Source organism: Burkholderia sp. BE17, assembly GCF_009362305.1.
GTDB lineage: Bacteria > Pseudomonadota > Gammaproteobacteria > Burkholderiales > Burkholderiaceae > Burkholderia > Burkholderia pyrrocinia_C.
In genome coordinates this window covers 85,635-108,841 of record NZ_WHNU01000024.1, presented here as the reverse complement: position 1 = coordinate 108,841, position 23,207 = coordinate 85,635, and the positions used below count along the sequence as shown (strand labels likewise).

24 protein-coding genes are annotated in these 23,207 nt (G+C 67.3%); 5 read left to right on the top strand and 19 right to left on the bottom strand.

Annotation, left to right across the window (positions count from 1 at the left end; all coding sequences use genetic code 11):
• From GD429_RS21410 to GD429_RS21390, 5 genes are all read right to left on the bottom strand, one after another.
• Entirely contained in the window at window positions 1-2,268 is a 2,268-nt protein-coding gene (locus GD429_RS21410) for a TonB-dependent hemoglobin/transferrin/lactoferrin family receptor (protein WP_321574761.1), read from the bottom strand.
• A gap of 244 nt (window positions 2,269-2,512) precedes the next feature.
• Window positions 2,513-2,740, bottom strand: coding sequence for a hypothetical protein (locus GD429_RS21405; RefSeq protein WP_034181704.1), 228 nt, complete (start codon window positions 2,738-2,740; stop codon window positions 2,513-2,515).
• A 210-nt stretch (window positions 2,741-2,950) separates the two neighbouring features.
• Window positions 2,951-3,334 (bottom strand): DUF6232 family protein, encoded by a 384-nt coding sequence (locus GD429_RS21400; protein WP_072440201.1) that lies wholly within the window; start codon window positions 3,332-3,334, stop codon window positions 2,951-2,953.
• 124 nt (window positions 3,335-3,458) lie between these two features.
• On the bottom strand, window positions 3,459-3,719 hold the full coding sequence (locus GD429_RS21395; protein ID WP_011548992.1) for a DUF2866 domain-containing protein: 261 nt from the start codon (window positions 3,717-3,719) through the stop codon (window positions 3,459-3,461).
• Between the two features lie 206 nt (window positions 3,720-3,925).
• Window positions 3,926-5,086 (bottom strand): porin, encoded by a 1,161-nt coding sequence (locus GD429_RS21390; protein WP_152859651.1) that lies wholly within the window; start codon window positions 5,084-5,086, stop codon window positions 3,926-3,928.
• A gap of 307 nt (window positions 5,087-5,393) precedes the next feature.
• Here GD429_RS21390 and GD429_RS21385 point away from each other — a divergent pair, with 307 nt between their 5' ends.
• A complete protein-coding gene (locus tag GD429_RS21385; protein ID WP_034181708.1) occupies window positions 5,394-6,200 on the top strand; it encodes a MetQ/NlpA family ABC transporter substrate-binding protein in 807 nt (268 codons plus the stop codon).
• Between the two features lie 136 nt (window positions 6,201-6,336).
• On the opposite strand, the gene GD429_RS21380 is transcribed toward GD429_RS21385, so the two are convergent.
• The 4 genes from GD429_RS21380 to GD429_RS21365 all read right to left on the bottom strand — a co-directional run bounded on the left by GD429_RS21380 (window position 6,337) and on the right by GD429_RS21365 (window position 10,668).
• Window positions 6,337-7,452, bottom strand: coding sequence for a succinylglutamate desuccinylase/aspartoacylase family protein (locus GD429_RS21380; RefSeq protein WP_152859649.1), 1,116 nt, complete (start codon window positions 7,450-7,452; stop codon window positions 6,337-6,339).
• A 197-nt stretch (window positions 7,453-7,649) separates the two neighbouring features.
• The gene (locus GD429_RS21375; RefSeq protein ID WP_204422033.1) at window positions 7,650-8,432 is read right to left on the bottom strand and encodes an ABC transporter substrate-binding protein; all 783 of its coding nucleotides are present in this window, start codon (window positions 8,430-8,432) and stop codon (window positions 7,650-7,652) included.
• Window positions 8,433-8,658: 226 nt separating this feature from the next.
• Window positions 8,659-9,579 carry a LysR substrate-binding domain-containing protein gene (locus GD429_RS21370; protein ID WP_034181711.1) on the bottom strand — a complete coding sequence of 307 codons (921 nt, stop codon included), beginning with the start codon at window positions 9,577-9,579 and terminating at the stop codon, window positions 8,659-8,661.
• A 141-nt stretch (window positions 9,580-9,720) separates the two neighbouring features.
• Window positions 9,721-10,668 carry a GlxA family transcriptional regulator gene (locus GD429_RS21365; protein ID WP_152859645.1) on the bottom strand — a complete coding sequence of 316 codons (948 nt, stop codon included), beginning with the start codon at window positions 10,666-10,668 and terminating at the stop codon, window positions 9,721-9,723.
• A gap of 107 nt (window positions 10,669-10,775) precedes the next feature.
• Here GD429_RS21365 and GD429_RS21360 point away from each other — a divergent pair, with 107 nt between their 5' ends.
• Together GD429_RS21360 and GD429_RS21355 are read left to right on the top strand one after the other, a co-directional pair.
• The gene (locus GD429_RS21360) at window positions 10,776-11,084 is read left to right on the top strand and encodes a DUF3817 domain-containing protein (protein WP_111019019.1); all 309 of its coding nucleotides are present in this window, start codon (window positions 10,776-10,778) and stop codon (window positions 11,082-11,084) included.
• A complete protein-coding gene (locus tag GD429_RS21355; RefSeq protein ID WP_152859643.1) occupies window positions 11,081-11,482 on the top strand; it encodes a CopD family protein in 402 nt (133 codons plus the stop codon). The genes GD429_RS21360 and GD429_RS21355 overlap by 4 nt, the downstream gene beginning before the upstream one ends.
• Before the next feature lie 9 nt (window positions 11,483-11,491).
• Here the strand turns inward: GD429_RS21355 and GD429_RS21350 are convergent, their stop codons facing one another.
• The 3 genes from GD429_RS21350 to GD429_RS21340 all read right to left on the bottom strand — a co-directional run bounded on the left by GD429_RS21350 (window position 11,492) and on the right by GD429_RS21340 (window position 14,850).
• Window positions 11,492-12,085, bottom strand: a complete 594-nt coding sequence (locus GD429_RS21350) for a hypothetical protein (RefSeq protein WP_152859641.1) — start codon at window positions 12,083-12,085, stop codon at window positions 11,492-11,494.
• Window positions 12,086-12,297: 212 nt separating this feature from the next.
• Window positions 12,298-13,686, bottom strand: a complete 1,389-nt coding sequence (locus GD429_RS21345) for an NCS2 family permease (protein WP_152859639.1) — start codon at window positions 13,684-13,686, stop codon at window positions 12,298-12,300.
• A 531-nt stretch (window positions 13,687-14,217) separates the two neighbouring features.
• Window positions 14,218-14,850 (bottom strand): TetR family transcriptional regulator, encoded by a 633-nt coding sequence (locus GD429_RS21340; RefSeq protein ID WP_227791699.1) that lies wholly within the window; start codon window positions 14,848-14,850, stop codon window positions 14,218-14,220.
• Between the two features lie 93 nt (window positions 14,851-14,943).
• Here GD429_RS21340 and GD429_RS21335 point away from each other — a divergent pair, with 93 nt between their 5' ends.
• Window positions 14,944-15,609, top strand: a complete 666-nt coding sequence (locus GD429_RS21335) for an O-methyltransferase (RefSeq protein ID WP_152859635.1) — start codon at window positions 14,944-14,946, stop codon at window positions 15,607-15,609.
• A 140-nt stretch (window positions 15,610-15,749) separates the two neighbouring features.
• Here the strand turns inward: GD429_RS21335 and GD429_RS21330 are convergent, their stop codons facing one another.
• The 7 genes from GD429_RS21330 to GD429_RS21300 form a co-directional block, all read right to left on the bottom strand.
• The gene (locus GD429_RS21330) at window positions 15,750-16,268 is read right to left on the bottom strand and encodes a DUF3455 domain-containing protein (protein WP_152859633.1); all 519 of its coding nucleotides are present in this window, start codon (window positions 16,266-16,268) and stop codon (window positions 15,750-15,752) included.
• Between the two features lie 171 nt (window positions 16,269-16,439).
• Window positions 16,440-17,444 carry an aldo/keto reductase gene (locus GD429_RS21325; RefSeq protein ID WP_152859631.1) on the bottom strand — a complete coding sequence of 335 codons (1,005 nt, stop codon included), beginning with the start codon at window positions 17,442-17,444 and terminating at the stop codon, window positions 16,440-16,442.
• Window positions 17,445-17,464: 20 nt separating this feature from the next.
• Window positions 17,465-18,580 carry an alkene reductase gene (locus GD429_RS21320; protein ID WP_152859629.1) on the bottom strand — a complete coding sequence of 372 codons (1,116 nt, stop codon included), beginning with the start codon at window positions 18,578-18,580 and terminating at the stop codon, window positions 17,465-17,467.
• 69 nt (window positions 18,581-18,649) lie between these two features.
• Window positions 18,650-19,456: a 2,5-didehydrogluconate reductase DkgB gene (gene dkgB, locus GD429_RS21315; protein ID WP_152859627.1), complete on the bottom strand. Its 807-nt coding sequence runs from the start codon at window positions 19,454-19,456 to the stop codon at window positions 18,650-18,652.
• Window positions 19,457-19,606: 150 nt separating this feature from the next.
• Entirely contained in the window at window positions 19,607-20,569 is a 963-nt protein-coding gene (locus GD429_RS21310; protein ID WP_152859625.1) for an LLM class oxidoreductase, read from the bottom strand.
• A gap of 13 nt (window positions 20,570-20,582) precedes the next feature.
• Window positions 20,583-20,906 carry a MoaF-related domain-containing protein gene (locus tag GD429_RS21305; RefSeq protein WP_152859623.1) on the bottom strand — a complete coding sequence of 108 codons (324 nt, stop codon included), beginning with the start codon at window positions 20,904-20,906 and terminating at the stop codon, window positions 20,583-20,585.
• A gap of 31 nt (window positions 20,907-20,937) precedes the next feature.
• The gene (locus GD429_RS21300; protein ID WP_152859621.1) at window positions 20,938-22,140 is read right to left on the bottom strand and encodes an MFS transporter; all 1,203 of its coding nucleotides are present in this window, start codon (window positions 22,138-22,140) and stop codon (window positions 20,938-20,940) included.
• A gap of 101 nt (window positions 22,141-22,241) precedes the next feature.
• Here GD429_RS21300 and GD429_RS21295 point away from each other — a divergent pair, with 101 nt between their 5' ends.
• Window positions 22,242-23,186 (top strand): LysR family transcriptional regulator, encoded by a 945-nt coding sequence (locus tag GD429_RS21295; RefSeq protein ID WP_152859619.1) that lies wholly within the window; start codon window positions 22,242-22,244, stop codon window positions 23,184-23,186.
• Window positions 23,187-23,207 lie beyond the last annotated feature (21 nt).

Here is a 23,207-nt window from a genome sequence, read left to right as displayed (position 1 = left end):
TCAGAAATCCACTTTCATGCTGACGGCGACCGTGCGTCCGGACGACGTATATGCATCGAGCACCTGCGAATCGGCGGCGATGCCGCGCACGTCCGACCAGTTCCAGTACTTGCGGTCGAACAGGTTGCGGATGCCGATCGTTGCGCTCACATGTTTGTTGAAGCGGTAGCCGCCGCGCAGGTCGACGACGAACGACGACGGCGGCGTGAAGCACGCCTTGTTCGAACAGTCGGACTTGTCGATGTCCTTGTCGCGTTTCGCGGCCTGGAACAGCAGGTCGGTCTGCACGAACCAGCGCTCGCCCGGCTCGTAGCGCACGCCGAACACGGCCGAGAACGGGTTGACCGTATTGAGCGGCTGGCTGGCCGCGCCGTCGTTCTGCGTCGAGCCCTTCGTGAACGCCATCGCCGTCTTCAGCGTGATGCCGTTCGGCATCGCCCATTCGGCGCGGCCCTCGAGGCCGTGGATGCGCGCGTCGGCGAAGTTCACGTACTGGAATACGAACGGGTCGGCCGGCCGGCCGCTGCCTGCGATCGTCGTGCGCGAGATGAAGTTGCGGTAGCGGCCCGTGAACGCGGCCGCGCTGTAGCGCACGACACCGTAGCCCGTGCCGGCCTTGCCGCGCAGGCCCGCTTCGAACGTGTCGCTCGTCTCGGGCTTGAGGTTCGGATTGCCGATCGACGTATAGCCGTACACCGGGTTCGAAAAGCTGCTGTTGACCTGGTCGGGCGTCGGCGCACGGAAGCCGTGCGCGTACTGCACGTACGGAATGACAGCAGGCGTGATCTCGTAGAGCACGGCGACGCGCGGCGACAACTCGTTCGCACTCGTCGACACGGCCTTGCCGGTGAACAGCGGATCGTTCCCGGTCGGGCTCAGCCGGTACGTGTCGAAGCGCAGGCCCGGCGTGACGAGCAGGCGGCCGTAGCCGATCTGGTCCTGCACGAACGCGCCGAACAGCGTGTAGTCGGTGTCGGGGAACGCCTTGTTCGGGAACGCTTCGCCGACGCCCGGCACCGTGCCATTGCGCATATTCGTCACGCGCGACAGGCTGCCGTCGACGCCATAGAGCAGCTTGTGCGCGAGCGGGCCGGTCGCGAAGCCGCTTTCGGCGAACGCGGAGCCGCCGAACGTGCGTTCCTTGTACTGGTTGTCGCGCGAACGCGAAGGCTGCCTGCCGCGCGTCTCGAACGCGTATTGATCCTGCTTCGCGTCCTGGTAGTAGAACTGCACGTGCGCGGTCTGGAACCAGCGGAACGCGTCGTCGCGGAAGTCGTAGTCGACGCTGAAGCGGTTGCGCTCGAGCCGGTCGTGGGTCGTGAGGCCGAGCGTGGTCGGCGGATTGATCGCGGACAGCACGTCGGTGCTCACGCGTCGCTGCACGGTTTCCGCGGTGAGCTTGATCGTGTCGCGCGCGGTGGGCGTCAGCACGAGCTTGCCGAGCAGCGATTCCGAATAGACGTCCTGCGGGTTCGACGTCGTGCGCAGCGTGCTCGCCGAGTTGTTGCCGCCGCGTGTGTCGACCTCGTGGCCGCGCCGGCCGTCGGCGATGATCATGCCCTGCACGCGATCGTTGCCGCCCGCGGCCGACACGGTCGCGCCGATGCTGCGGTCGGCCGAGTCGTAGCTCGGCCGGAACGAGAAGTAATAGGGCTTGTTGTAGATCGACAGCAGGTCGCGCGGATCCTTCGTGATGAAGTTCACCGCGCCGGTCAGGCCGTCGCTGCCGTAGAGCGCCGAGGCCGGCCCGCGCAGGATCTCGATGCGCTTGAGCGTGTCGAGATCGGCGTAGTCGCCGCGCCCGGCTTCGAGGGGCCCGAACGAGAACGCGCTCGGCAGGCGGATGCCGTCTTCCATCAGCAGCACGCGATTGCCTTCGAGGCCGCGGATGTTGATGCTCGAATCGCCGTCGCGGCCGCCGCCGAGCGCGGCGCTGCCGGGCCGGTACGCGGTGCGGCGCACCGTGATGCCCGGCTCGTAGCGCAGTGCGTCCTTGATGTTGGTGGCCTGCTGTTCCTCGAGATCGTCGTCGGTGATCACCGACACGGACGCCGCCGTGCGGCTCGCGGCGGTGGCGGTGCGGGTGGCCGTGACGGTGACGGGGTCGAGCAGCGCCGCATCGCCGCGCGTGGACGCGGCGACGAGGACGGCAGGAGGCGGGGTGGCGCCTTGCGGCGACGAATCGGCGTGAGCCGGGGCGGCGGACAGGCCGAACGCGCCGAACAGCGCGGCGCAGATCGGCCGCCGCGCCAGCGGATAGCAATGCACAGGTGGTCTCCCATTGACGAAAACAAGCCCGAAGGCTGGCTGGGTGACGCGTTCACCTGGCTGGCCCGTCCGCGCGCGGCATGCGGCGAACGGCGAATTGAAAGGAACTGATAACTTTACCATTGTAAATGAGAATCATTATCAATTCAAGGACGGCAAGCGGCCCATGCGGGTGAGCGCTTACCTGCTCGGCTCGAGCGAGCCGCGGCGGGAAATTCGGGAGAAACGCGTTGGCGCGCGAGCGCTAGGCCAGCGCTTCGATGCGGATCAGCAGGTTGCGCGCATGCGCGATGAACGCATCGTGCGTTGCGCGATCGCTGTGGCTTTCGAGGCCCGCCTGTTCGGCGAACGCGATCTGTTCGGTGTAGAGGTCGACGAGCGCGCGGCGTTCGTCAAGGGGAAGCGCGCGGATCATCGACACGAGCAGCAGTTCCTGCGCGCGAAGCATGCCGGACAGCAATTGAACGTTCATGCCGACCTCCTCGGACGATGCGGCGGCGGGCCGCTCTTTCCATACTAGGCGGTCGGCGTACGCAGCGCAGGCGCTGAACTCACGATGATGACGCGGGAAGCCGATTCGATGAAGACGACTCGGCCCGACGCAGCGATGCGCTGCGCGAGCCGATACGCGCCGCGCGCATCCGCGAACCGCGACCCGAAGCGTGCAGGGATGCGAAAGGAATCAGCCGGCAGCCGTCGCGGCCTGCGCATCTCGCACGACCTGCGCGACGCGTTCGACGAATTCGGCATCGACGCTCGACAGCGCTTCGCGCTTGCCGTCGGGCATCTCGACCATCAGGCGATACGTGACGTCCTGCGTGGTCCAGGCGAGATAACCGACGACGGCGAGCATCACGCCGACGACGAGTGCGGCGCTCGATGCGCCGATGCCGCCTGCAATGGCGGCCGCCGCGCCGATCAGCGAGATCAGCGCCGGAACGACGCGGTTTTTCGGAATCTTGACGACGTCGACATGGCGGATGTCACGCAGTGCGAATACCTGCCCGGCGGCCGACAGGCCGTTGCGCGTGATCATGACGCCGCGTTCGTTGAATGCGTTTTCCATCGTGTGTTGCGTGGACGAAAACGCGCAGCGTAGCAGGTTTCGTTGCCGCGTCAAACGAGACCGACTGCCGCACGATGCGTGCGGGGCGGCCGAAACACGGGAAGCGGGTGGAACAGGGAGCCGTTCAGAACTGCAGCCGGCCGTCGCCGTAAAGCCGGCCCGGCACGTGCGACGCGACGACCTCGGCGATCTCTTCGTCGGTCGATTCGGCCGGCACGATCTGGCGCCGCGCGGGCGCGTCGAGATGCATCGTCCATTCGACGAGCCGGTACGGGCGGCCCCACGGGCGCTGCATTTCTACCGATACGCGGCAGCTCTGGACCGGCAGCGAGTGTTGGCACGTCAGAATCGCGTGCAGATGGCTGAAAACGGTATCTTCGATCATCATGGCCTCCGATCCTGTCTTGTTGGCAATCGATGGCGGCGCCGTCGGCATTTAAAAAAAAAGCCGCCGATGCTCAGGCGGCCAACAGGGGGGGTGAGAGCATCCTCTCAGCCCAGAATTAAGCGAAACTTAAAAGCAGATAAAAAAGCGCCCCGCGTGGAGCGGGGCGCTTCTTGCCGTCGTGATCCGCGAGTTAAGCGGATGCTTTAGAACTTGTGACGGATACCGACGCGAGCGGCGAGCTGGTTCGACGAGCCGTTGCCCGACGTGTTGAAGTAGCTCGTGCTCGAACCGATCTGCGCCTGCACGTTGTTGCCCGACGCCTTCTGGTAGACGACGAGGCCGTACACGTCCGTACGCTTGCTGAGCGCGTAGTCGAGCGCCAGGTTGCCCTGGTTCCAGTGCGCCGAGCTGCCGCTCTGCGTCGCGTTCGTGTACGTGTAGCCGGCTGCTGCCGACAGGGCCGGCGTGATCGCGTACTTCAGGCCTGCTTCGTATGCGTTGTAGAACGTGCCCGATGCGCCGCTCGCGAGCGGGGTGAACTGCGTGCGCGTCCACAGCAGCCATGCGGTCGCCGGGCCGAAGATGTAGCGGCCGCCGACGCCATACGTGCGCAGGTCGCGGATGTTGCCCGTGCTGATGTTCGCGATCGTCGTCGAGAACGCCGGCGTCGACTGGCTCGGGAAGCGGATGTCCGTGTACGCGGCGCCGAGGGCGAACGGGCCGTTCGCGTAGTTCAGGCCGAAGCTGTATGCGCGCGACGAGCCTGCCGTCGTCGTCGTGCCCGACGTCGTGGCCGGTGCGCCGGCGAAGTCGGTCGAGTTCGAGAAGCCGTACAACGCGCCGAACGTGAAGCCCGCGTAGTTCGCGCTCTGGAACTTCACCGAGTTGTTGATGCGGCTGGACGTGAGCTGGTCGACGTCGTTCACGTGGTACGCGTAGTTGCCCGCGACCGTGTTGCCGCCCGTCGAGTAGTTCGAGCCGAGGACGTCGGTCGAGAACGAGTACTGACGGCCGAACGTGACCGTGCCGTATTGCGACTGGCTCAGGCCGACGTAAGCCTGGCGACCGAAGATCGCGCCGCCCTGGCCGATCGTGCCGTTGCCGCTGTTGAAGCCGTTTTCGAGCACGAAGATCGCCTTCAGGCCGCCACCGAGGTCTTCGGTGCCGCGCAGGCCCCAACGGCTGCCCTGGGCAACGCCGTCGTCGTACTTGAACAGCTTGCCCGAGCCGCCGGTGGCGGTCTTGCTGTGGTTCACGTAGCTGATACCGGCATCGATGACGCCGTACAGGGTCACGCTGCTTTGCGCGTGTGCCGTGCCGGCCGTTGCTGCGAGGGCGGCGATGGTCAACAGTTTCTTGTTCAAAGGATTCTCCGAGCGAATAAATGGCGTGTCCAGTTGCGGTTCCGGCGCTCTCTGTGGGCGCTTTCACGGACCGGCGGCAACTTTATCGGCGGGCCACGTAATGAATATGACAGCGACTGTCATATGAAGAATGTGTGGCGCCGATGCGACATTGGATTCTGCCCGGTTGTATAGCGGGGAGTTATACCGATTTCGGCTGAGATTCGATCGGAATCGGGAATATGCACATGAAATAAGCTTGGTTGGTGCTGTTCGGGCCCCGTGCCACGATCCGTGCTTCAACAACGACACGGGACAAGAGGACACCATGCGACGTTCGATCCTGACCGGCCTCGGCGCACTCGCCGCGGCGCTGGCATTCGCGGCGCCCGGCGCGCACGCCGACCCGCAAACGCTGAAGATCGGCACGATGAGCGGCCCCGACGCGCAGATCTGGACCGAAGTGACGAAAGTGGCCGCGCGCGAAGGGCTTGCGATCAAGGTCATCGAATTCAACGATTACGTGCAGCCGAACGCGGCGCTCGATTCGGGCGACCTCGACGCGAACGGCTTCCAGCACCAGCCGTTCCTCGACAGCCAGATCAAGCAGCGCGGCTACCGGATCGTCAACGTCGGGCTCACCTATACGGCGCCGATGGGCTTCTATTCGAAGAAGATCAAGTCGCTGAAGGACTTGCCGGTCGGGGCGAAGGTCGGGATCCAGAACGATCCGTCGAACGGCAACCGCGCACTGCTGCTGCTGCAGAAATACGGGGTGATCAAGTTGAAGCCGGGCGCCGGCACGAACGGCGTGAACGCGACGCCGCTCGACGTGGCCGAGAATCCGAAGAAGATCAGGATCGTCGAACTCGACGCCGCGCAGCTGCCGCGCGCGCTGCCCGATGTCGATGCCGCGTCGATCAACACGGATTACGCGGTGAAGGCGGGGCTCACGCCGGTGAAGGATGCGATCGCGATCGAGGATCTGCGCGGGCCGTACGCGAACCTGATCGCGGTGCGCGCGCAGGACAAGGACAAGCCGTGGGTGAAGAAGCTCGTCGCGGCCTATGAATCGGACGACGTGCGCAAGTTCATCGACCAGAAGTTCGGCGGCGCGATCGTGCCGGCGTTCTGAACGTTCACGCGTGCCGCCGCCCGGCGGGGATCGCCGGGCCTGTCGGAAAGCAAATCGCCCGCGCAAGCGGGCGATTTCATTGGTGCGTGTTGGAACGCGTCGATGCGCGCCGTTGCCCGGCGCGCGGGCCGATCGCTCAGGCCGACAGCAGCGAGCCCGTGCGGATCGCGGTCGCGCCGGCGATTCGCGCGACTTCCATGCCGGCCGTCGCGAAACGCACGATCTGGCGCGCATACAGCACGCCCGACACGCTGCTCTTCAGCGTGACGACGCGATCGGTCAGCGGATCGACGATGTCGGCCACTTCCTGGCCGGCCTCGATCATCGCGCCGACCGGCGTGCGGAACACGATCACGCCCGACACCGGCGCGACGAGCGGATCGGTGCCCGCGAGCGGTGTGGCCGGGTGCGCGAGCGGCGGCAGCGGCGCCGGCGTGCCGTCGACGACGCCACGCTCGGTCAGGTATTCGACGATTGCCTGAGAATCCTTTTCGGCAAACTCGTACGACACGTCGCGTTCGCTGCGCAGTTCCACCGTGACGGAAATGGCGCCGTTCGGGATCGGGAAGCGGTCGCCGAAGCGGTTGCGCAGATCCGACCAGCAGAAGCTGTGGATCTCGTCGAACGGGTTGCCGACCGAATTCAGCGCGAGCAGCGACGCCTGCGCGTCGAGGTAGCGCGACAGCGGCTCGACGTCCGGCCACAGATCGGGATTCGTATAGAGGTGCATCACCGCATCGCTGTCGCAGTGCAGGTCGAGCACGATATCGGCGTCGAACGACAGCTTCTGCAGCGCGAGGCGCTGCGAGTCGAGCTCGGTGCGCGGCTTCTGCTCGTCGAGCGCTTCGCGCATCGCGGCGCGCACGGCGACGAGGTTGTGCTGCGCGTCTTTCGTGAGCCGGCTTTCGACGCGCGGCAGCACGAGCGCCGCGAGATCGTAGAAATTGCGGTTGAAGTTCTGCATCGAGCCGAGCTCGAAGCGGCCGAGGTGATCGCCGAACACGTGTTGCGACAGGCCGATCGGGTTCGGCACGGGCACGATGACGACTTCGCCGCGCAGCTTGCCGGCCGTTTCGAGCGCGGCGATCTTGCGGCGCAGCAGCGCGGCGACCAGCATGCCGGGCAGTTCGTCCGCGTGCAGCGACGACTGGATGTAGACCTTCTTGCCGCCGCGCGGGCCGTAGTGGAAGCTCGTGATCTGGCGTTCGGTGCCGACGGCGGGGGAAATCAGCGGATGGGTCTGCGTTTGCATGATGAGGGGAGTGCGGCGCAGCCGCGAATGATCCGGTGTGCGTGGAAGATCGATTGTACGTTGCCTGCGTCGCCGCCATCAAACCGGTTACCGAACACGCTGATTTTCCTTGAGAATCATAGGGTTGGTGCGGAAAAAAAACGGGCTCCTTGCGGAGCCCGTTTGCGTCGAGGCGAATTGCTCGCTTGCTTGCCGTATTACTTGCCGTAGACGTCGAAATCGAAGTACTTCTTCGCGATCTTGTCGTACGTGCCGTCCTTGCGCATGCCGGCGATCGCGCCGTCGATCTTCGCCTTCAGGTCGGTGTCTTCCTTGCGCAGGCCGATGCCGGCGCCGTTGCCGAGCGTCTTCGGATCGTCGATATCCTTGCCGGCGAAATCGAAGCCCGCGCCGCGCGGCGTCTTCAGGAAGCCGATCTCGGCCTGCACCGCGTCCTGCAGCGCGCCGTCCAGACGGCCCGCGATCAGGTCGGCATAGACCTGGTCCTGGTTCTGGTAGGGGACGACCTTCACGCCCTTCGCGGCCCAGTAGGTCTTTGCGTAGGTTTCCTGGATCGTGCCCTGTTCGACGCCGATCGACTTGCCCTTCAGCGATTCGGCCGTCGGCAGCAGGCCGGCGCCCTTCTTCGCGACGAGGCGCGTCGGCGTGTTGAACAGCTTCGACGAGAAGCCGATCTGTTCCTGACGCGCCGGCGTCATCGACATCGACGACAGCACGCCGTCGAACTTGCGCGCCTTCAGCGCCGGGATCATCCCGTCGAAGTCGTTTTCGATCCACACGCACTTCGCGTTCATGCGGCGGCAGATTTCGTTGCCGAGGTCGACGTCGAAGCCGACCACCTTGCCGTCGGGGCCTTTCGATTCGAAAGGCGGGTAGCTTGCGTCGACGCCGAACCGCACGGTCGTCCAGTCCTTCGCGTACGCGCTGCCGGCCGATACGGCAAGCAGGGCCACGGTCACAGCCGCAAGAATCTTTTTCACTCGGTGACTCCTCGTTTTGTTCGATGGGTGCGCGGTTGTGCCGCGCCGTAAGCCTTCGGTCCGGCACGGCTTCGCGCCGGACTGTCCGTTTCGCCCGCCCGATGCGGGCGCGCGACGTGCGGAGATTATCAAGACAAAATACCGGCAGGGCGCCTAGGACAAGCCCCGATACCGGGCCCGGCGGCAGCGCGCGGACGCGCGCGACCGTTTCAGACACAGGAACGATTCAGCCGAGCGTTTCGTTGACCGCCCGCTGCAGGCACGTGACGAATTGCGAAACGGCGGGCGTGGGCAGCATGTCGCGCCGCGCGATGATCGACAGGTCGAAGCGCGGCATGCTTTCGTCGAGTTCGGCCGTGCGGACGCCGAGCGGCGCGACCATCGCGGCGAGCGGGCGCGTGAAGCAGCCGATCACGTCCGAGCGCGCGACGAGCCCGAGCGTCACCGCGAACGACATCGGCGATCTCAGCAGGCGTTTCGGCAGCGGCAGCCCGCGCGCCTCGAACATCCCGACCATCACGCTGTGCGGAAACTGCTCGGCGCCGACGGTGACGATCCACTCGGCGTCGAGCAGTTCCTCTAATCGGCGCGCATGCGCGAGCGGGTGGCCTTCGCGCATCACGACGGTGAATTCGGTCGACAGCAGCGGCGATTGTGTGAAATCGCGGTCGAGCGCGGGCACGTGGTGCATCGCGGCGATGTCGAGCGTGCCGTTGCGCAACTGCGCGAGCGCGTCGGGCACCGTCACTTCCTCGAGATGCAGGCTGACGTTCGGCATCGACCGGCGGAACGCCGTCACCGCGTGCGGCAGCGCCGTCAGCGCGATCGACGGCATCGTGCCGACCGCGACGCGCCCCGACATCTCGCCTTTCACCTGCTCGACGGCCTCGACCGTGCGGCGGATGTCGCCGAGCAACTGCTCGGCGCGCGGCAGCAGCGCGTGGCCGCAGGCGGTCAGCTCGACGCCGCGCACGCTGCGCGCGAGCAGCTCCGCGTTGAGCGCCGTTTCGAGTTCGCGGATCGTGTGCGTGATCGCGGGCTGCGTGACGCCGAGCTCGCGCGCGGCGGCGCGCAGGCTCTTGAGATGCGCGGCGGAGACGAACGCCTGGAGCTGCGCGATGTTCAGGGGATTGCGGATGCGGGTCATCGGTCGGGTCCGGTTGGCGCGAAAGGGGCTTTGGCGGGCGAGGTGGCGGGGGCGGCGGCCTCCGGTAGCGATCCTGACGATTGTGCGCGCGGGTTCACGTCGCCGGGTCGAAGCATCGGGTGCCGATGCGCAGCGCGAACGTCATGCGCCGGACCGCGCGCGGAACGCGTGGCGATACCGCTGCGGCGACGTGCCGACGATGCGCGCGAACCGCTCGCGAAACGCGGTCACCGAACCGAACCCGGCTTCCGTCGCCACATGTTCGATCGACAGCTCCGTGACTTCCAGCAACTGCTGCGCATGCCTGACGCGTGCGGTCTGCAGCCATTGCCGCGGCGACGTGCCCGTCTGCTCCTGAAAGCGCCGCGTCAGCGTGCGCACGCTCGTCGACGCCTTGCGGGCCATCGCGTCGAGCGTGAGCGGCTTGCGCAGGTTGGCCTGCAGCCAGTCCATCAGGCTTTGCAGCCCGTCGGTGCCGGCCGGCCATTCCGGCGCGATGAACTGCGCCTGCCCGCCTTCGCGCACGCGCGGCGCCACCGCGTAGCGCGCGGCGTCGACGGCGACCGCCGCGCCGTAGTCGGCCTGGATCATGTGCAGGCACAGATCGAGGCCGGCCGCTGCGCCGGCCGATGTCAGGATCCGGCCGTTGTCGATGAACAGCACGTTCGGGTCGACCGTCACGTTCGGGTAGCGGCGCGCGAGTTCGCCGGCCGCCAGCCAGTGCGTGGTCGCGCGCAGGCCGTCGAGCAGCCCGGCTTCCGCGAGCACGAACGCGCCGCTGCAGATCGACGCGATCCGGCAACCGCGTGCGGCTGCCGCGCGCAGTGCCGCGATCACGCGGCGCGACGTGGGCGCGAGCGGCACGGACGTGCCGGGGACGACGATCGTGTCGACGTCGGCGAGCGCATCGAGTCGAAACGCGGGCCGCAGTTCGAACAGGTCGCCGGCCACGCGCGCATGCTCGCTGCACACGCGCACGCGGTACGCAGGCTCGACGCCGGGCGAACGCACGCGCGCGAACGTGTCGCATGCGACGCCCAGATCGAACGGGACGACATCGGGCAAAGCGAGGACGGCGACCGTATGCATGGCGTTCGAGACCGTGGCCAGAATCCGTTTAAAGATGGCATTCTAGCCAATGGATCGGGCCTGTACCACACGCCATAATTGCGGCTGACCAACCTGGGGGCCCATCGATGAAACAAGACGATCGCAATGCGTTGCGCAACCTGCAATACCTGTCGCTGCTGGAGGCGACCACGCTCGTCGTGCTGGTGTGCATTGCGGTGCCGCTCAAGCACCTGGCCGGTTATCCGGTGGCGGTATCGATCATGGGGCCGATTCACGGCATCGCTTTCGCGATGTACGTGTGGGCGGTCGTCGGCACCGCGTCGAGCGGGCTGTGGAGCAAGGGCGACGTCGCGCGGCTCGTGCTGTCGGCCGTCGTGCCGTTCGCGGGGCTGGCGAGCGCCGGATGGATCGCGCGCAGGAGGCACGCGCAATGATCTACCTGCTGCTCAAGGCCGCGCATGTCGTCGCCGTCGTCACGTTCGTCGGCGGGCTGCTGATGTTGTCCGTCGGCGTCCGTATCGCCAACCTCGCCGTGCATCGCGCGGTGCGGCGCTGGGATCGTTCGGTAACGGCGCCCGCGCTCGCGCTCGTCTGGATCACGGGGATTGCGATCGCGCTGAGCGGACACTGGTTCGGCGCTGCGTGGCTGTCGGTGAAGCTCGCGGTCGTCGTCGCGCTGTCGGCGCTGCACGGGATGCTGGCCGGCACGCTGCGGCGCATGGAACGCGACGATCTCGTCGTCGTGCCCGCGCCATGGCTCGGTCAGGCAGCGGGCGCTGTCGTGGTCGCGACGGGGATCGTCGTCGGACTGGTCGTGATCAAGCCGTTTTGATGCGTGGGCCTACGCCAGCGCCGTTTCGACCGCCGCCAGCATGCGGCGCCGGATCCAGCCGCTCCCCAGCCGGATCGCGAGCCAGTACGGCGTGAACAGCCGCCGCGTCCGTGCGATCGGGCAGTGGATGAAGGTTTCGGTGCGCAGGATGTATGCACCCGATGCCAGCCCGACGACTTCGAACCGGAGCACCAGCTTCGCGTCGCGTGGGTCGTCGTGGCGGACGAAGGCCGCTGCATCGGCGATGGCGCGCACGTCGGTCGTCGGGCGCCAGAAGCGTCCGACGAGACCGAGCGACAGCGACGTGTCGTCCCGGTGAAGCAGCGTGAACGTGTGGAAACCGAAACGCGCGCGTTCGCTTCGGGCCGGCCCGTTGCGAAACGTGTCGACGACGGCCGTCGGGAATTCGCGCACCGTCATCAGGGTATCGATGACCGGATCGGCGCGCATGTCGAGCGACGCGACCGCGTCGATGATGCGGGCCGGCGGCGCATGGATCGGCTGCGATTCATGCACTTCGTGGAAGCCGAACGACGGGATGAACGGCGGCTTGCGCGCCGAGGTCCGGGTGCTCGATTCGGAGACGATGCCGAGCGCGTTCATGGCGGCTCCTGAAGGCAAAATGTGATCGTAGCACCGGCCGTGAATTCGCGTCGCGCCGCTTCGGCGATGCGCGTCGCACCGCGCCGCATCGACAAAAAAAGCCCGGAAACTCGCGTTTCCAGGCGGGAGACCATCAACGATGATGGTGGAGGAGACGTTGTCGCCCCGATGCGCGCCGTCCTTCTGTCGGCGACGTCGCGCATGATCCGCGGTCAGATTGCCCAGCCGCCGAGATAGAACGTGACGAGCACGGCCGCGATCAGCACGGTGCCGACGTTGAGCTTGCGGAATTCGCCGCTCGCGATGCGGCCGATCACGAGCGTCGAGAAGCCGAGCATGATGCCCGTCACGATGTTCGCGGTCAGCACGATGAACACGGCACACACGAGGCCCGACATCGCGTCGACCATGTCGTCCATGTGCAGCTTGCTCACGCTGCCGAGCATCAGCAGGCCGACGTACATCAGCGCGGGTGCGGTGGCGTACGACGGCACGAGGCCCGCGAGCGGCGAGAAGAACATCACGACGAGGAACAGCAGGCCGACCACGGCTGCCGCGAGGCCCGTCTTCGCGCCGGCGGCCACGCCGACGCTCGACTCGATGTAGGCCGCCGCCGGCGCACCGCCGAGGAAGCCGGAGAAGATCGAGCTGATCGAATCGGCGGTCAGCGCGCGGCCGCCGTTGATGATGCGGCCGTTCTCGTCGAGCTGGCCGGCCTGCCCGGCGACCGCGCGGATCGTGCCGGTCGCGTCGAACACGGCAGTCATCACCAGCGCGAGCACGCTCGGCAGCACGGCCATCGACAGCGCGCCCTTGATGTCCATCGCGCCGATCAGCGACGCATGGCCCGGCGCGCTCAGCGACGGCAGCGCGAAGATGCCGTGGTATTTCACGGCCGGGTCGAACACGAGGCCGAACACCGAGATCGCGATCACGACGAGCAGGATGCCGCCCGGCACGCGACGCTTTTCGAGGCCGAAGATCGCGGCGAGGCCGACGACCGACATGATGACCGGGAGCGCGGTGATCTGGCCGAGCGAGACCGGCAGGCCGGCGCCCGGGTTCTTGATCACGAGGCCGACGTCGTTCGACGCGATCAGCAGCAGGAACAGGCCGATGCCGATGCCGGTGCCGTGCGCGACGCCCGCGGGCAGGTTGCGCAGGATCCACGAACGTACGCCGGTGACCGAGATGCCCGTGAACACGAGGCCCATCAGGAACACGGCGCCGAGCGCGACCGTCGGATGCAGCCCCTTGCCGAGCACGAGGCCGAACGCGGTGAACGCGGTCAGCGAGATCGCGCAGCCGATCGCGATCGGCAGCTTCGCCCACAGGCCCATCAGCAGCGAGCCGAACGCGGTGGTGAGGCAGACCGCGACGAACACGGCGCTCGTGTCGAAGCCGGCCTTGCCGAACATGCCGGGCACGACGAACACGGAATAGACCATCGCGAGGAACGTGGTCACGCCCGCAATGATTTCGCGGCGCTGCGTGCTGCCGCGCGACGAAATGCCGAAGTACCGGTCGATGACTCCCGTGGTGCCAAAGTCAGTTTCTTTCGCGCCGACGCCGACCGTCGGCTGCACCGGGGTATCACTCATGAGCTTGCTCCTTTATCAGCATGCTGAAACGGCCCGTAGCGAGCCGTCGTCAGGGTGTCTCGAATCTGGTTGGAATTGTCGGCAACGTCGTGGGGACGAATGACGCACGATCCGTGTCGCTACGCGCGGATCGAAACGATCGCGAGCGAGTCGCGTCGTACGACGCGCGGTGTGGTCGACCCCGTCACGTGTGCTTTGCCGTAGCGAAGGTTAGGCGAACCGCCCATCACGTCCCATTGGAGGAAGAGCATGCAGCGCATGTCGCAGCGCTTATATCGGCGTGAAACGGGGCTTCGTCGTGCCGGAACGCGTGTATACGCCTAGTTCGAATCCGTTAACGCGACTATTTGAATGCGGCGTCGGCGGGCGGGGCGGAAGCGGGTGGCGCATCGAGTATTACGAAAGTCTTTCGTCGTGGCCGGGAACGCTGGCGGAAGCGGCTGCGCACGCGGTGGTTCGCGCGCTGCGCGCTACCTGCATCCGGACGATACGGCGCGTCGCGCGTGTGCGGATCTCGCTCCCGTCCAGGCATCAGTTGTGGGCGAGACGCTCGAGGTACGCGCAAAACATGTCGCTCATGGCCGCCGAATACGCGTCGATTTCCGCGAGCGTGCGCTCGCTTTCCGAAAACGCCTTGCCGGCCGTGGCGAGCGTGGTGGTGATCAGGTCGCATGCGAGCGCGCGTGCGGCATCCGGCGCATCGGGCAGCGCCTCTCGCATGAACGTCTGGAAGATGCGGTTGCCGGCCGCCTTCGCTTCCTGTGCCTCGGGCGCGTCGCGATAGAGCGGCGCGGCGTCGTCGAGCGCGATGCGCATGCGCGCCTCGTCGCATTCCGAGCGGATGAACGCGTGGACGGCCGTGCGCAGCCGCTCGAGTGGCGTTTGACGCGCGTCCTCCAGCATTGCGCGCAGCATCTCGGAGGTCTGCCGCCATTCGTCGTGCTGCAGCCGGAACAGCACGGCCGCCTTGTTCGGGAAGTACTGGTACAGCGAGCCGACGCTCACGCCGGCGCGCTCGGCGACGCGCGCCATCGTGAAACGCTGCGCGCCTTCGCTCGCCAAAACCTGAACAGCGGCCTGGAGGACGTCTTCGACGAGACGCGTCGAGCGGGCCTGCTGGGGCTGTTTGCGCGTGGCGATCCGGGTGTTTCGGCGGTCGGTCATGAGCGGTCTGCCAATGCGAATAGTGAAACCTGAATAGTTCGTCATATTCTAATCGGGTGCAACGACGCACTCAACCCGATCCCGGAGATTCGCATGACCACCCTGATTCTCGACCCGCTTGCCTCGCTGCTGGAGCGCCTGTTCGACGAGGCCGACGCGTCGTCGCCCGCGACGAGCCCGGACTTTGCCGACCTGTCGCACGACGAGCACGCGCGGCTGATGCGCAGCAAGACCGACTACACCGATTTCTATGCGCGCCTGAAGGACTATCCGCTTGCCGTATCGCGCGACACGGGCACGCTGCTGTACATGCTCGCGCGCAGCAGCGGCGCGCGGGCGATCGTCGAATTCGGCACGTCGTTCGGCATTTCGACGCTGCATCTCGCGGCCGCGCTGCGCGACAACGGCGGCGGCCGGTTGATCACGAGCGAGTTCGAGCCGTCGAAGGTCGTGCGCGCGCGGGCGAACCTGACGGCCGCCGGGCTCGCCGATCTCGTGGAGATTCGCGAAGGCGATGCGCTGCGCACGCTGGCGGCCGATCTGCCCGAAACGGTCGACCTGCTGCTGCTCGATGGCGCGAAGGCGCTGTATCCCGAGATACTCGCGCTGGTCGAACCGCGGCTCGGGGCGGGTGCGTTCGTCGTTGCCGACAACGCGGAATACAGTCCCGACTACCTTGCTCACGTGCGCGCGCCGGAAAACGGCTATCTGTCGGTGCCGTTCGGCGGCGATGTCGAGCTGTCGATGCGGATACGCTGACGCGCGCGCATCATTTCGTAGCCGGAACGACGACGAAGAAGACGCTGGGTGTCCGATCCATAAATGCAGGATAACTGATCAGATGGACGGACTGCGAGCAACCTGAAGGCGGCGTCCGCGCTTGGAGACGCCGCCGTGCGTTACTTCAGGAACACGTATCGTGCGAAATACGGAAAGCGGCCGATCGCATGCTCGGTCGCACACGTCGCGGCCGGCGGCGTGCCGCCCGCGGTATCGAGCCGCTGCACGAAGCGCACGCCGGTCAGCGTGCCGGTTGCGGCCGGCGTCGCGGCGAGCAGCAGTTGCGGAATGCTGTTCGCGCGTGCGCTCGGCGCTTCCGCGAGTTTCTTGCCGGTAATGCGGCTGCCGTCGAGCGCTTCCCACGACGGCCCCGCGCCGTGCCGGACGACGAGCGTGCCGCCGGCGTCGAACAGCGTCGCCTCCGGGCGCTGGAGCGCCCACGCGAGCCGGTGTTCATTGTCGTATTCGCATGCGTAGATCTGCACGCCGGTCGCGGTCGTCGACAGCAGGGGCGTCGCAGGCTCGGGCGGCGCGAGACCGGCCGCATCGTCGGCGTAAGCCGGCAACGTGAAAGCCGAGAAGGAAAGGCCGGCCGCGAGGGCCAGCAGCATGTCGCGTTTCGGGGAGCGGCTTGGCATGGCGGGGCGTCCTTTCAGGTCGGGTGACGGTCGTGCGGAGTCGATCCTGTAAACGCTAGACGCCGATTGCGCAGGCTGCAATTCGGAAATGGCAATCGCGGCGATAGTCGCCGCGATTGCGTGGGAGCGGATGTGCGCGGCCGCTCGTCGCGGCGGTCGCGCGGAAGCGGCTCAGGCCGCGCCGGCCGGCGTCGGCGCGTGCTCGGCGATCAGGCGTTCGGCCTTCAGCGCGTCCCACAGTTCGGACGGAATCGGCGCCGCGGCAAGCCGCAGGTTCTCGTCGATGCGATCGGGCCGGCTCGCGCCGGGGATCACGGCGGCGACGGCAGGGTGCGCGAGCGAGAACTGCAGCGCCACCGCACGAACATCGACGCCGAAGCGTTCGCTGATCTGCCGGATGCGCGCGACGCGATCGAGCATGTCCTGCGTCGCCGGCTGATACTCGAAGTGGGTGCCGCCGGCGAGCACGCCGGAGTTGTACGGACCGCCGACGATGATGCCGAGCCCGCGCGCGACGCTTTCCGGCATCAGCCGTTCAAGCGCGCCCGCATGGTCGAGCAGCGTGTAGCGGCCGGCCAGCAGGAAGCCGTCGGGATCCGAGCGTTCGAGTGCGAGCTCGCACGGCTCGACGCGGTTCACGCCGAGGCCCCAACCCTTGATGACCTTTTCGTCGCGCAGCCGCGTGAGCGCTTTCGCCGCGCCCGACATCGCGACGTCGAACACGTCGAGCCAGCGCTCGCCGTGGAAGTCGATGGCCGGATCGTGGATCCACACGGTGTCGAGCCGGTCGGTGCGCAGCCGCTCGAGGCTCGCTTCGATCGAGCGCAGCGTGCCGTCCTCGGTGTAGTCGTAGACGATCTTGTTCGGCAGGCCGTGGCGGAACAGGCCGCCCTTTTCGCCGAGATCGCGCTGCGACGCGTCCTCGTGTTCGTCGAGGACCAGCCGGCCGACCTTGGTGCCGAGCGAATATTCATCGCGCGGACGGCCTGCGAGCGCTTCGCCGAGGCGCAGCTCGGCGAGGCCCGCGCCGTACAGCGGAGCGGCGTCGAAGTAGCGGATACCGCTTTCCCAGGCCGTGTCGACCGTCGCCAGTGCTTCTTCGTTCGGGATGTCGCGATACATGTTGCCCAGCGGCGCCGTGCCGAAACCCAGGCGGGAAGGGAGCGTGATTCTCATGTCGGACTCCTGCGGATCGTTCACGCGGCGGCTTGCGCGAGCGTCGGATAGTCGGTCAGGCCTTGCGCACCGCCGCCGAACAGCGTGTTGCGGTCGTGCGGCGTGAGCGAGGCGCCGGTGCGCAGGCGCTCGGGCAGGTCGGGGTTCGCGACGAACGGGCGGCCGAATGCGACGAGGTCGGCCCAGCCGGCGGCGATCGCTTCGCGCGCGCGCTCGGCGGTGTATGCACCGGCGTAGATCAGCACGCCCGGGTACGCGGCGCGCAGTTGCCGCTTGAATTCGACCGGCATCAGCGGTGCGTCGTCCCAGTCGGCTTCCGCGATGTGCAGGTAGCCGACGCCGAGTTCGCCGAGCAGCTTCGCGGCAGCGAGGTAGGTCGTTTCCGGATCGTCGTCGACGCAGCCGTTCAGCGTGGTCAGCGGCGCGAGGCGGATGCCGACGCGCGATGCGTCGCCGGTGCCTTCGATCAGCGCCTGCGCGACTTCGCGCGGGAAGCCCAGCCGGTTTTCCAGCGAGCCGCCGTACGCGTCGGTGCGCGTGTTCGCGTTCGAGTCGATGAACTGGTTCACGAGATAGCCGTTCGCGCCGTGCAGCTCGACGCCGTCGAAGCCGGCTTCGATCGCGTGGCGCGCGGCGGCGCGGTACTGGCCGACGATCTCGCGGATTTCGTCGACCGTCAGCGCGCGCGGCTCGGACGCCTGCACGAAGCCCGGCGTGCTGCCGTCTTCGCCGGCGATGAACACGTTCACGCCCTTCGCCTGGATCGGCGACGACGACACGGGTTGCCGGCCGCCGAGCAGGCTCGTGTGGCTCAGCCGGCCGACGTGCCACAGCTGCGCGAAGATGCGGCCGTGCGCGGCATGCACGGCGTCCGTCACCTTGCGCCAGCCGGCGACCTGCGACGGCGTGTGAATGCCGGGCGTCCACGCGTAGCCCTTGCCGAGCGGCGCGATATAGGTGCCTTCGCTGACGATCAGGCCCGCGCTCGCGCGCTGCGCGTAATACGCGGCCATCAGTTCGTTGGCTTCGTCGCCGGGCTGGCTCGCGCGCGAACGCGTCATCGGCGGCATCACGATGCGGTTCGGCAGCGTCAGTGCGCCGAGTCGCAGCGGTTGGAAAAGCGGGTCCTGGGTCATGATGATGTCCTGTCGGTGCCGCGGCCGGCTGGCCGCGGACGGGTCAAATGTCGAATGGCGGGCGGCGCGTCAGTCCCACTTCGGCGCGAGGCCGGCCGGGTCGACTTCGCGGCCGTTGCGGTCGAGCGCGGCGATCTGCGCCATGTCGTCAGCGGTCAGGCGCAGCGTCTGCGCGAGCAGGTTGCTCGCGAGGTTCTCGCGCTTCGTCGACGACGGAATCACCGAGTAGCCGAGCTGCAGCGCCCACGCGAGTGCGACCTGTGCGGGCGTCGCGTCGTGACGTTGCGCGATCGCGCCGATCACCGGGTCGCCGAGCACCTTGCCGTACGCGAGCGTCATGTACGACGTCACGTGGATGCCTTCGCGGTTTAGGAACTCGACGAGCTTGCGGTTCTGCAGGTACGGGCTCAGTTCGATCTGGTTCGTCGCGATCACATCCTTGCCGACGGCCGCGATCGCTTCCTTCGTCAGTTCGATGTTGAAGTTCGAGATGCCGATCCGGCGCGTGAGGCCCTTTTCCTTCGCGTCGGCCAGCGCGGTCATGAACGTGTCGAGCGCGACGCCGTTGTCCGGGGCCGGCCAGTGGATCAGCGTCAGGTCGACATGGTCGGTGCGCAGCTTGCGCAGGCTTTCTTCGAGGCTCGGCACCAGCTTTTCCGGCGCGTAGTTGTCGACCCAGATCTTGGTGGTCAGGAACAGGTCCTCGCGGCGCACGCCCGATGCGGCGATCGCTTCGCCGACCTCGGCTTCGTTGCCGTAGATCTGCGCGGTGTCGATCGCGCGGTAGCCGACCTCGAGGCCGTTGCGGACCGAGTCGATCACGACCTGGCCTTGCAGGCGGAAAGTGCCGAGGCCGAATGCGGGAATCTTGCTCATCGTGTGCTCCTGGGAGAGGGGAACGGTTGCGGTATGCGAGTCATTCTGGCGTTTGAGACTGATGAGATAAACGCCTTTAGAGGTCAAAAATATTTGATTAAAATTCAAATATCGGTTGTGAGCCGGGCCCGCGGCGGGCTGGTGCCGGCCTTATGCGACGCGTGTTTGCGCGCTCGCGCTCGTGTTCGCATTCGCATGGAACGCAGGCAGCACCTCCGCTGCGATCTCGGCCATCGTCTCGTCGAGCGGACGGCGGTTGCGGCGGAAATGCAGGCCGATGTGCCGCACGCCGGCGTCGCGCATCGCAGCGAGTTCTTCGGTCAGCGCGATGCGTCCCGCGCGGGCGCCGAAGCGGTGCCGCTGCAGCGGTTCGTGCGGGTCTTCCGCGAGGTCGAGGTGGATGAAGCTCACGTACGGCTTGTCGCCGGCTACGGCGCGCCAGTTCGCGGCGCGCTGCGCGTGGTCGGCCGGCGTGCCCGGATACGCGAGGCAGCCGTCCATGTGCTCGCCGATCCACGCGGGCGTCTGCTGTGCGAGGCCTGCGACGAGCAGCGGCACCGGCGAACGGGCGGCGGGCAGCACGTCCAGCCCGGGCGGCAGGTGCCCGCGCGCGCCGTCGCGCAGCAGTGCGATCTGGTCGCGGAAATTCGCGCCGCGCGATGCGAAGTCGCGGCCGAACAGCGGATATTCGACGGGACGGTCGCCGCTCGCTACGCCGAGCAGCAGGCGGCCGCCGCTCAGTTCCTGGATCGTCGCGGCCGATTTCAGCGTCAGCAGCGGTTCGCGCAGCGGCAGCACGACGGCCGCCGTGCCGAGCAGGATGTCGCGCGTGATGCCGGCGAGGTAGCCGAGATACGAGAACGTTTCGAACACCTGCGCGGCGTCGCCGAACGACGGGTCGTACACCGGCACGTCGCGCACCCAGAGCGCGCGGAAGCCGAGCGTGTCGGCCAGTTGCGCGAGCTCCGCGTGGATGGCGAGGTCCGGCACGCCGGGGCGGCGGCCGTCGTGCTGGCGCTTCGCGTCGCCGGCCGGCGACCAGTCGTTGTCGAGCGGCAGTTCGATGCCGATGCTGAAGCCGCCGTCGGCGAGTTTGTCGAGTGAAGTGGACATGGTCTAGCTCCGTTCAGACCGCGCGCAGGCTGCCGTCGAGGCGGTGGAAATCGAGCGACGACGCGGTGAAGAACGAGCGCGACGTGCCGGCGGCGAAATCGTCGATATGCACGACCGTCGCGCGGTCGGCTTCCTGCCACGAGATCGCGTAGGTCTCGCCGGCGATGTGCTGCCACGTGCAGGCGACTTCGCCCTTCGCGCCGGCGTAGGTGCCTTCGGTGATCTCGTAGCGCATGCGGCGGCCGTCCTCGTCGTACGCGTTGAGCGCGGTGAGGCCGTCGTAACGGACTTCGAAGGTCTTGCCGGCGAACGGCGGACGCTGGGTCGATGCGTTCATGCTGATCAGCTCCTGCAAAAAGATGTGACGTTCAATGGGCGAGTTCGACGGGTTCCGCCGTGCGTTCCGGCAGCCCGTGGTGGCGGTCGAGACGGCCGCTCAGTGCGGTGAGCGCGAACGCGCCGAGCGTGACGACGGCGGCGATCCACGGCGTGTGGCCGAGGCCGACGCTCGCGACGATCAGGCCGCCGAGCGACGATCCGCCGGCGACGCCGAGGTTGAACGCGGCGATGTTGAAGCCCGATGCGACGTCGGTGGCGTCCGGCGCGAAGTGGCGCGCCTGCTTGACGACGTACACCTGCAGCCCGGGCACGTTGCCGAACGCGACCGCGCCCCACGCGAGCATCGTCAGCACCGCGAGCCATTTGACGTGGATCGTGAAGGTCAGCGCGAGCAGCACGATCGCGAGCAGCAGGAAGATCCGCTTGAGCGCCTTCACGGGGCCGACGGCGTCCGCGAGCTTGCCGCCCCACACATTGCCGACCGCGACCGACAGGCCGTAGCCGACGAGCACGAGGCTGACCTGCGACGGCGTGAAGCCGGCGATCTGTTCGAGCAGCGGCGCCATGTACGTGAACGCGATCAGCGAGCCGCCGTAGCCGACGGCCGTCATCGCAAAGACGAGCAGCAGGCGCGGCTCTCCGAGCACGCGGAGCTGGCGGGCGAGCGGCGCCGGCGGCGTTTGCGGCAGGGCGCGCGGCACGAATGCGACCGCGCCAAGGAACGCGACGAGGCCGAACAGCGCGACGATCAGGAACGTCGCGCGCCAGCCGAAGTGCTGGCCGATGAAGGTGCCGAGCGGAATGCCGGCGACGAACGCGACGGTCATCCCGCTGAACATCGTCGCGATCGCGCTGGCCGCCTTGTCCTTCGGCACGAGCGTGGTCGCGATGATCGAGCCGACCGAGAAGAACACGCCGTGCGCGAGGCCGGTGAGGATGCGCGCGACGATCAACGATTCGTAGCCGGGCGCCTGCCATGCGACGAGGTTGCCGACGGTGAAGAGCGCCATCAGCGCGGCGAGCAGCGTCTTGCGCGGCACGCGGCCGGTGAGCGCGGTAAGGAGCGGCGCGCCGATGGCGACGCTCAGCGCGTACAGGCTGACGAGCAGGCCGGCCGACGGCAGGCTGACGCCGAGGTCGGCGCCGATCGTCGGGATCAGCCCGACGATCACGAATTCGGTGGTGCCGATGGCAAACGCGCTGATGGTCAGCGCTAGCAGGGCGAGTGGCATGATGGGATCCTGGTTCCAGTAAGGATGGATCGCAGTGTGCCGCCTTTACTTTTGCTGAAAAACTGGTCTATAAACCAAATTGTTTTGATTTCAGATCAACAATGAAAGTCACGCTCGACGAACTCCAGGCCTTTGCCGCCGTGGTCGACACCGGTTCGATCACCGCCGCCGCGCAGCAGCTCGACCTCACCGTATCGGCGGCGAGCCGCACGCTCGCGCGGCTCGAGGAGAAGCTGAAGACCACGCTGCTGCGCCGGACCACGCGCCGGCTCGAACTGACCGAGGAAGGGCGCGCGTTCCTGCAGGACGCGCGCGCGATCATCGAATCGGTCGAGAACGCGGAGGAGCAGATGCTCGCGCGCCGCGAGATGCCGTCGGGGCGCCTGCGCGTCGACGCCGCGACGCCGTTCATGCTGCACGTGATCGTGCCGCTCGTGCGCGGCTATCGCGAACGCTTCCCGAAAGTCGAGCTGGAGCTGAACAGCAACGAAGGGATCATCGACCTGCTGGAGCGGCGCACCGACGTCGCGATCCGGATCGGCCGGTTGAAGGATTCGACGCTGCACAGCCGGCGCATCGGCAACAGCCGGCTGCGCATCCTCGCGAGCCCCGCGTATGTCGAAGCGCACGGACAGCCGCGCAAGGTCGAGGATCTCGGCAAGCACACGCTGCTCGGCTTCACGCAGCCCGAATCGCTGAACGTGTGGCCGATCCTCGGCACCGACGGCGAGCCGTGCCGGATCGAGCCGGGCATCTGGTCGTCGAGCGGCGAGACGCTGCGGCAGCTCGCGCTGGACGGCGCGGGCATCGTCTGCCTGTCGGATTTCATGACCGCGCAGGATCGCGAAGCGGGGCGGCTCGTGCAGGTGCTCGCGCGCCAGACGCTCGACGTCGAGCAGCCGATCCATGCGGTGTACTACCGCAATACCGCGATTTCGGCGCGGATCGCGTCGTTCGTCGACTACATGATCGAGGTGCTGGGCGGCGGCAGTAGCGGCAGCGATGCGCCGGCGCGGCGCAAGGCCGTGTGGCTGGAGTCGCGATAGCGGCGGCGGGCGGCTTGCGGG

Bases quoted from the DNA above. Each gene is read 5' to 3' on its own strand.
- GD429_RS21405 (WP_034181704.1), bottom strand. From the start codon at position 2,740: ATGAACGTTCAATTGCTGTCCGGCATGCTTCGCGCGCAGGAACTGCTG.
- GD429_RS21400 (WP_072440201.1), bottom strand. From the start codon at position 3,334: ATGGAAAACGCATTCAACGAACGCGGCGTCATGATCACGCGCAACGGC.
- GD429_RS21395 (WP_011548992.1), bottom strand. From the start codon at position 3,719: ATGATCGAAGATACCGTTTTCAGCCATCTGCACGCGATTCTGACGTGC.
- GD429_RS21385 (WP_034181708.1), top strand. From the start codon at position 5,394: ATGCGACGTTCGATCCTGACCGGCCTCGGCGCACTCGCCGCGGCGCTG.
- GD429_RS21380 (WP_152859649.1), bottom strand. From the start codon at position 7,452: ATGCAAACGCAGACCCATCCGCTGATTTCCCCCGCCGTCGGCACCGAA.
- GD429_RS21370 (WP_034181711.1), bottom strand. From the start codon at position 9,579: ATGACCCGCATCCGCAATCCCCTGAACATCGCGCAGCTCCAGGCGTTC.
- GD429_RS21365 (WP_152859645.1), bottom strand. From the start codon at position 10,668: ATGCATACGGTCGCCGTCCTCGCTTTGCCCGATGTCGTCCCGTTCGAT.
- GD429_RS21360 (WP_111019019.1), top strand. From the start codon at position 10,776: ATGAAACAAGACGATCGCAATGCGTTGCGCAACCTGCAATACCTGTCG.
- GD429_RS21355 (WP_152859643.1), top strand. From the start codon at position 11,081: ATGATCTACCTGCTGCTCAAGGCCGCGCATGTCGTCGCCGTCGTCACG.
- GD429_RS21350 (WP_152859641.1), bottom strand. From the start codon at position 12,085: ATGAACGCGCTCGGCATCGTCTCCGAATCGAGCACCCGGACCTCGGCG.
- GD429_RS21345 (WP_152859639.1), bottom strand. From the start codon at position 13,686: ATGAGTGATACCCCGGTGCAGCCGACGGTCGGCGTCGGCGCGAAAGAA.
- GD429_RS21340 (WP_227791699.1), bottom strand. From the start codon at position 14,850: ATGACCGACCGCCGAAACACCCGGATCGCCACGCGCAAACAGCCCCAG.
- GD429_RS21335 (WP_152859635.1), top strand. From the start codon at position 14,944: ATGACCACCCTGATTCTCGACCCGCTTGCCTCGCTGCTGGAGCGCCTG.
- GD429_RS21330 (WP_152859633.1), bottom strand. From the start codon at position 16,268: ATGCCAAGCCGCTCCCCGAAACGCGACATGCTGCTGGCCCTCGCGGCC.
- GD429_RS21325 (WP_152859631.1), bottom strand. From the start codon at position 17,444: ATGAGAATCACGCTCCCTTCCCGCCTGGGTTTCGGCACGGCGCCGCTG.
- GD429_RS21320 (WP_152859629.1), bottom strand. From the start codon at position 18,580: ATGACCCAGGACCCGCTTTTCCAACCGCTGCGACTCGGCGCACTGACG.
- dkgB (WP_152859627.1), bottom strand. From the start codon at position 19,456: ATGAGCAAGATTCCCGCATTCGGCCTCGGCACTTTCCGCCTGCAAGGC.
- GD429_RS21310 (WP_152859625.1), bottom strand. From the start codon at position 20,569: ATGTCCACTTCACTCGACAAACTCGCCGACGGCGGCTTCAGCATCGGC.
- GD429_RS21305 (WP_152859623.1), bottom strand. From the start codon at position 20,906: ATGAACGCATCGACCCAGCGTCCGCCGTTCGCCGGCAAGACCTTCGAA.
- GD429_RS21300 (WP_152859621.1), bottom strand. From the start codon at position 22,140: ATGCCACTCGCCCTGCTAGCGCTGACCATCAGCGCGTTTGCCATCGGC.
- GD429_RS21295 (WP_152859619.1), top strand. From the start codon at position 22,242: ATGAAAGTCACGCTCGACGAACTCCAGGCCTTTGCCGCCGTGGTCGAC.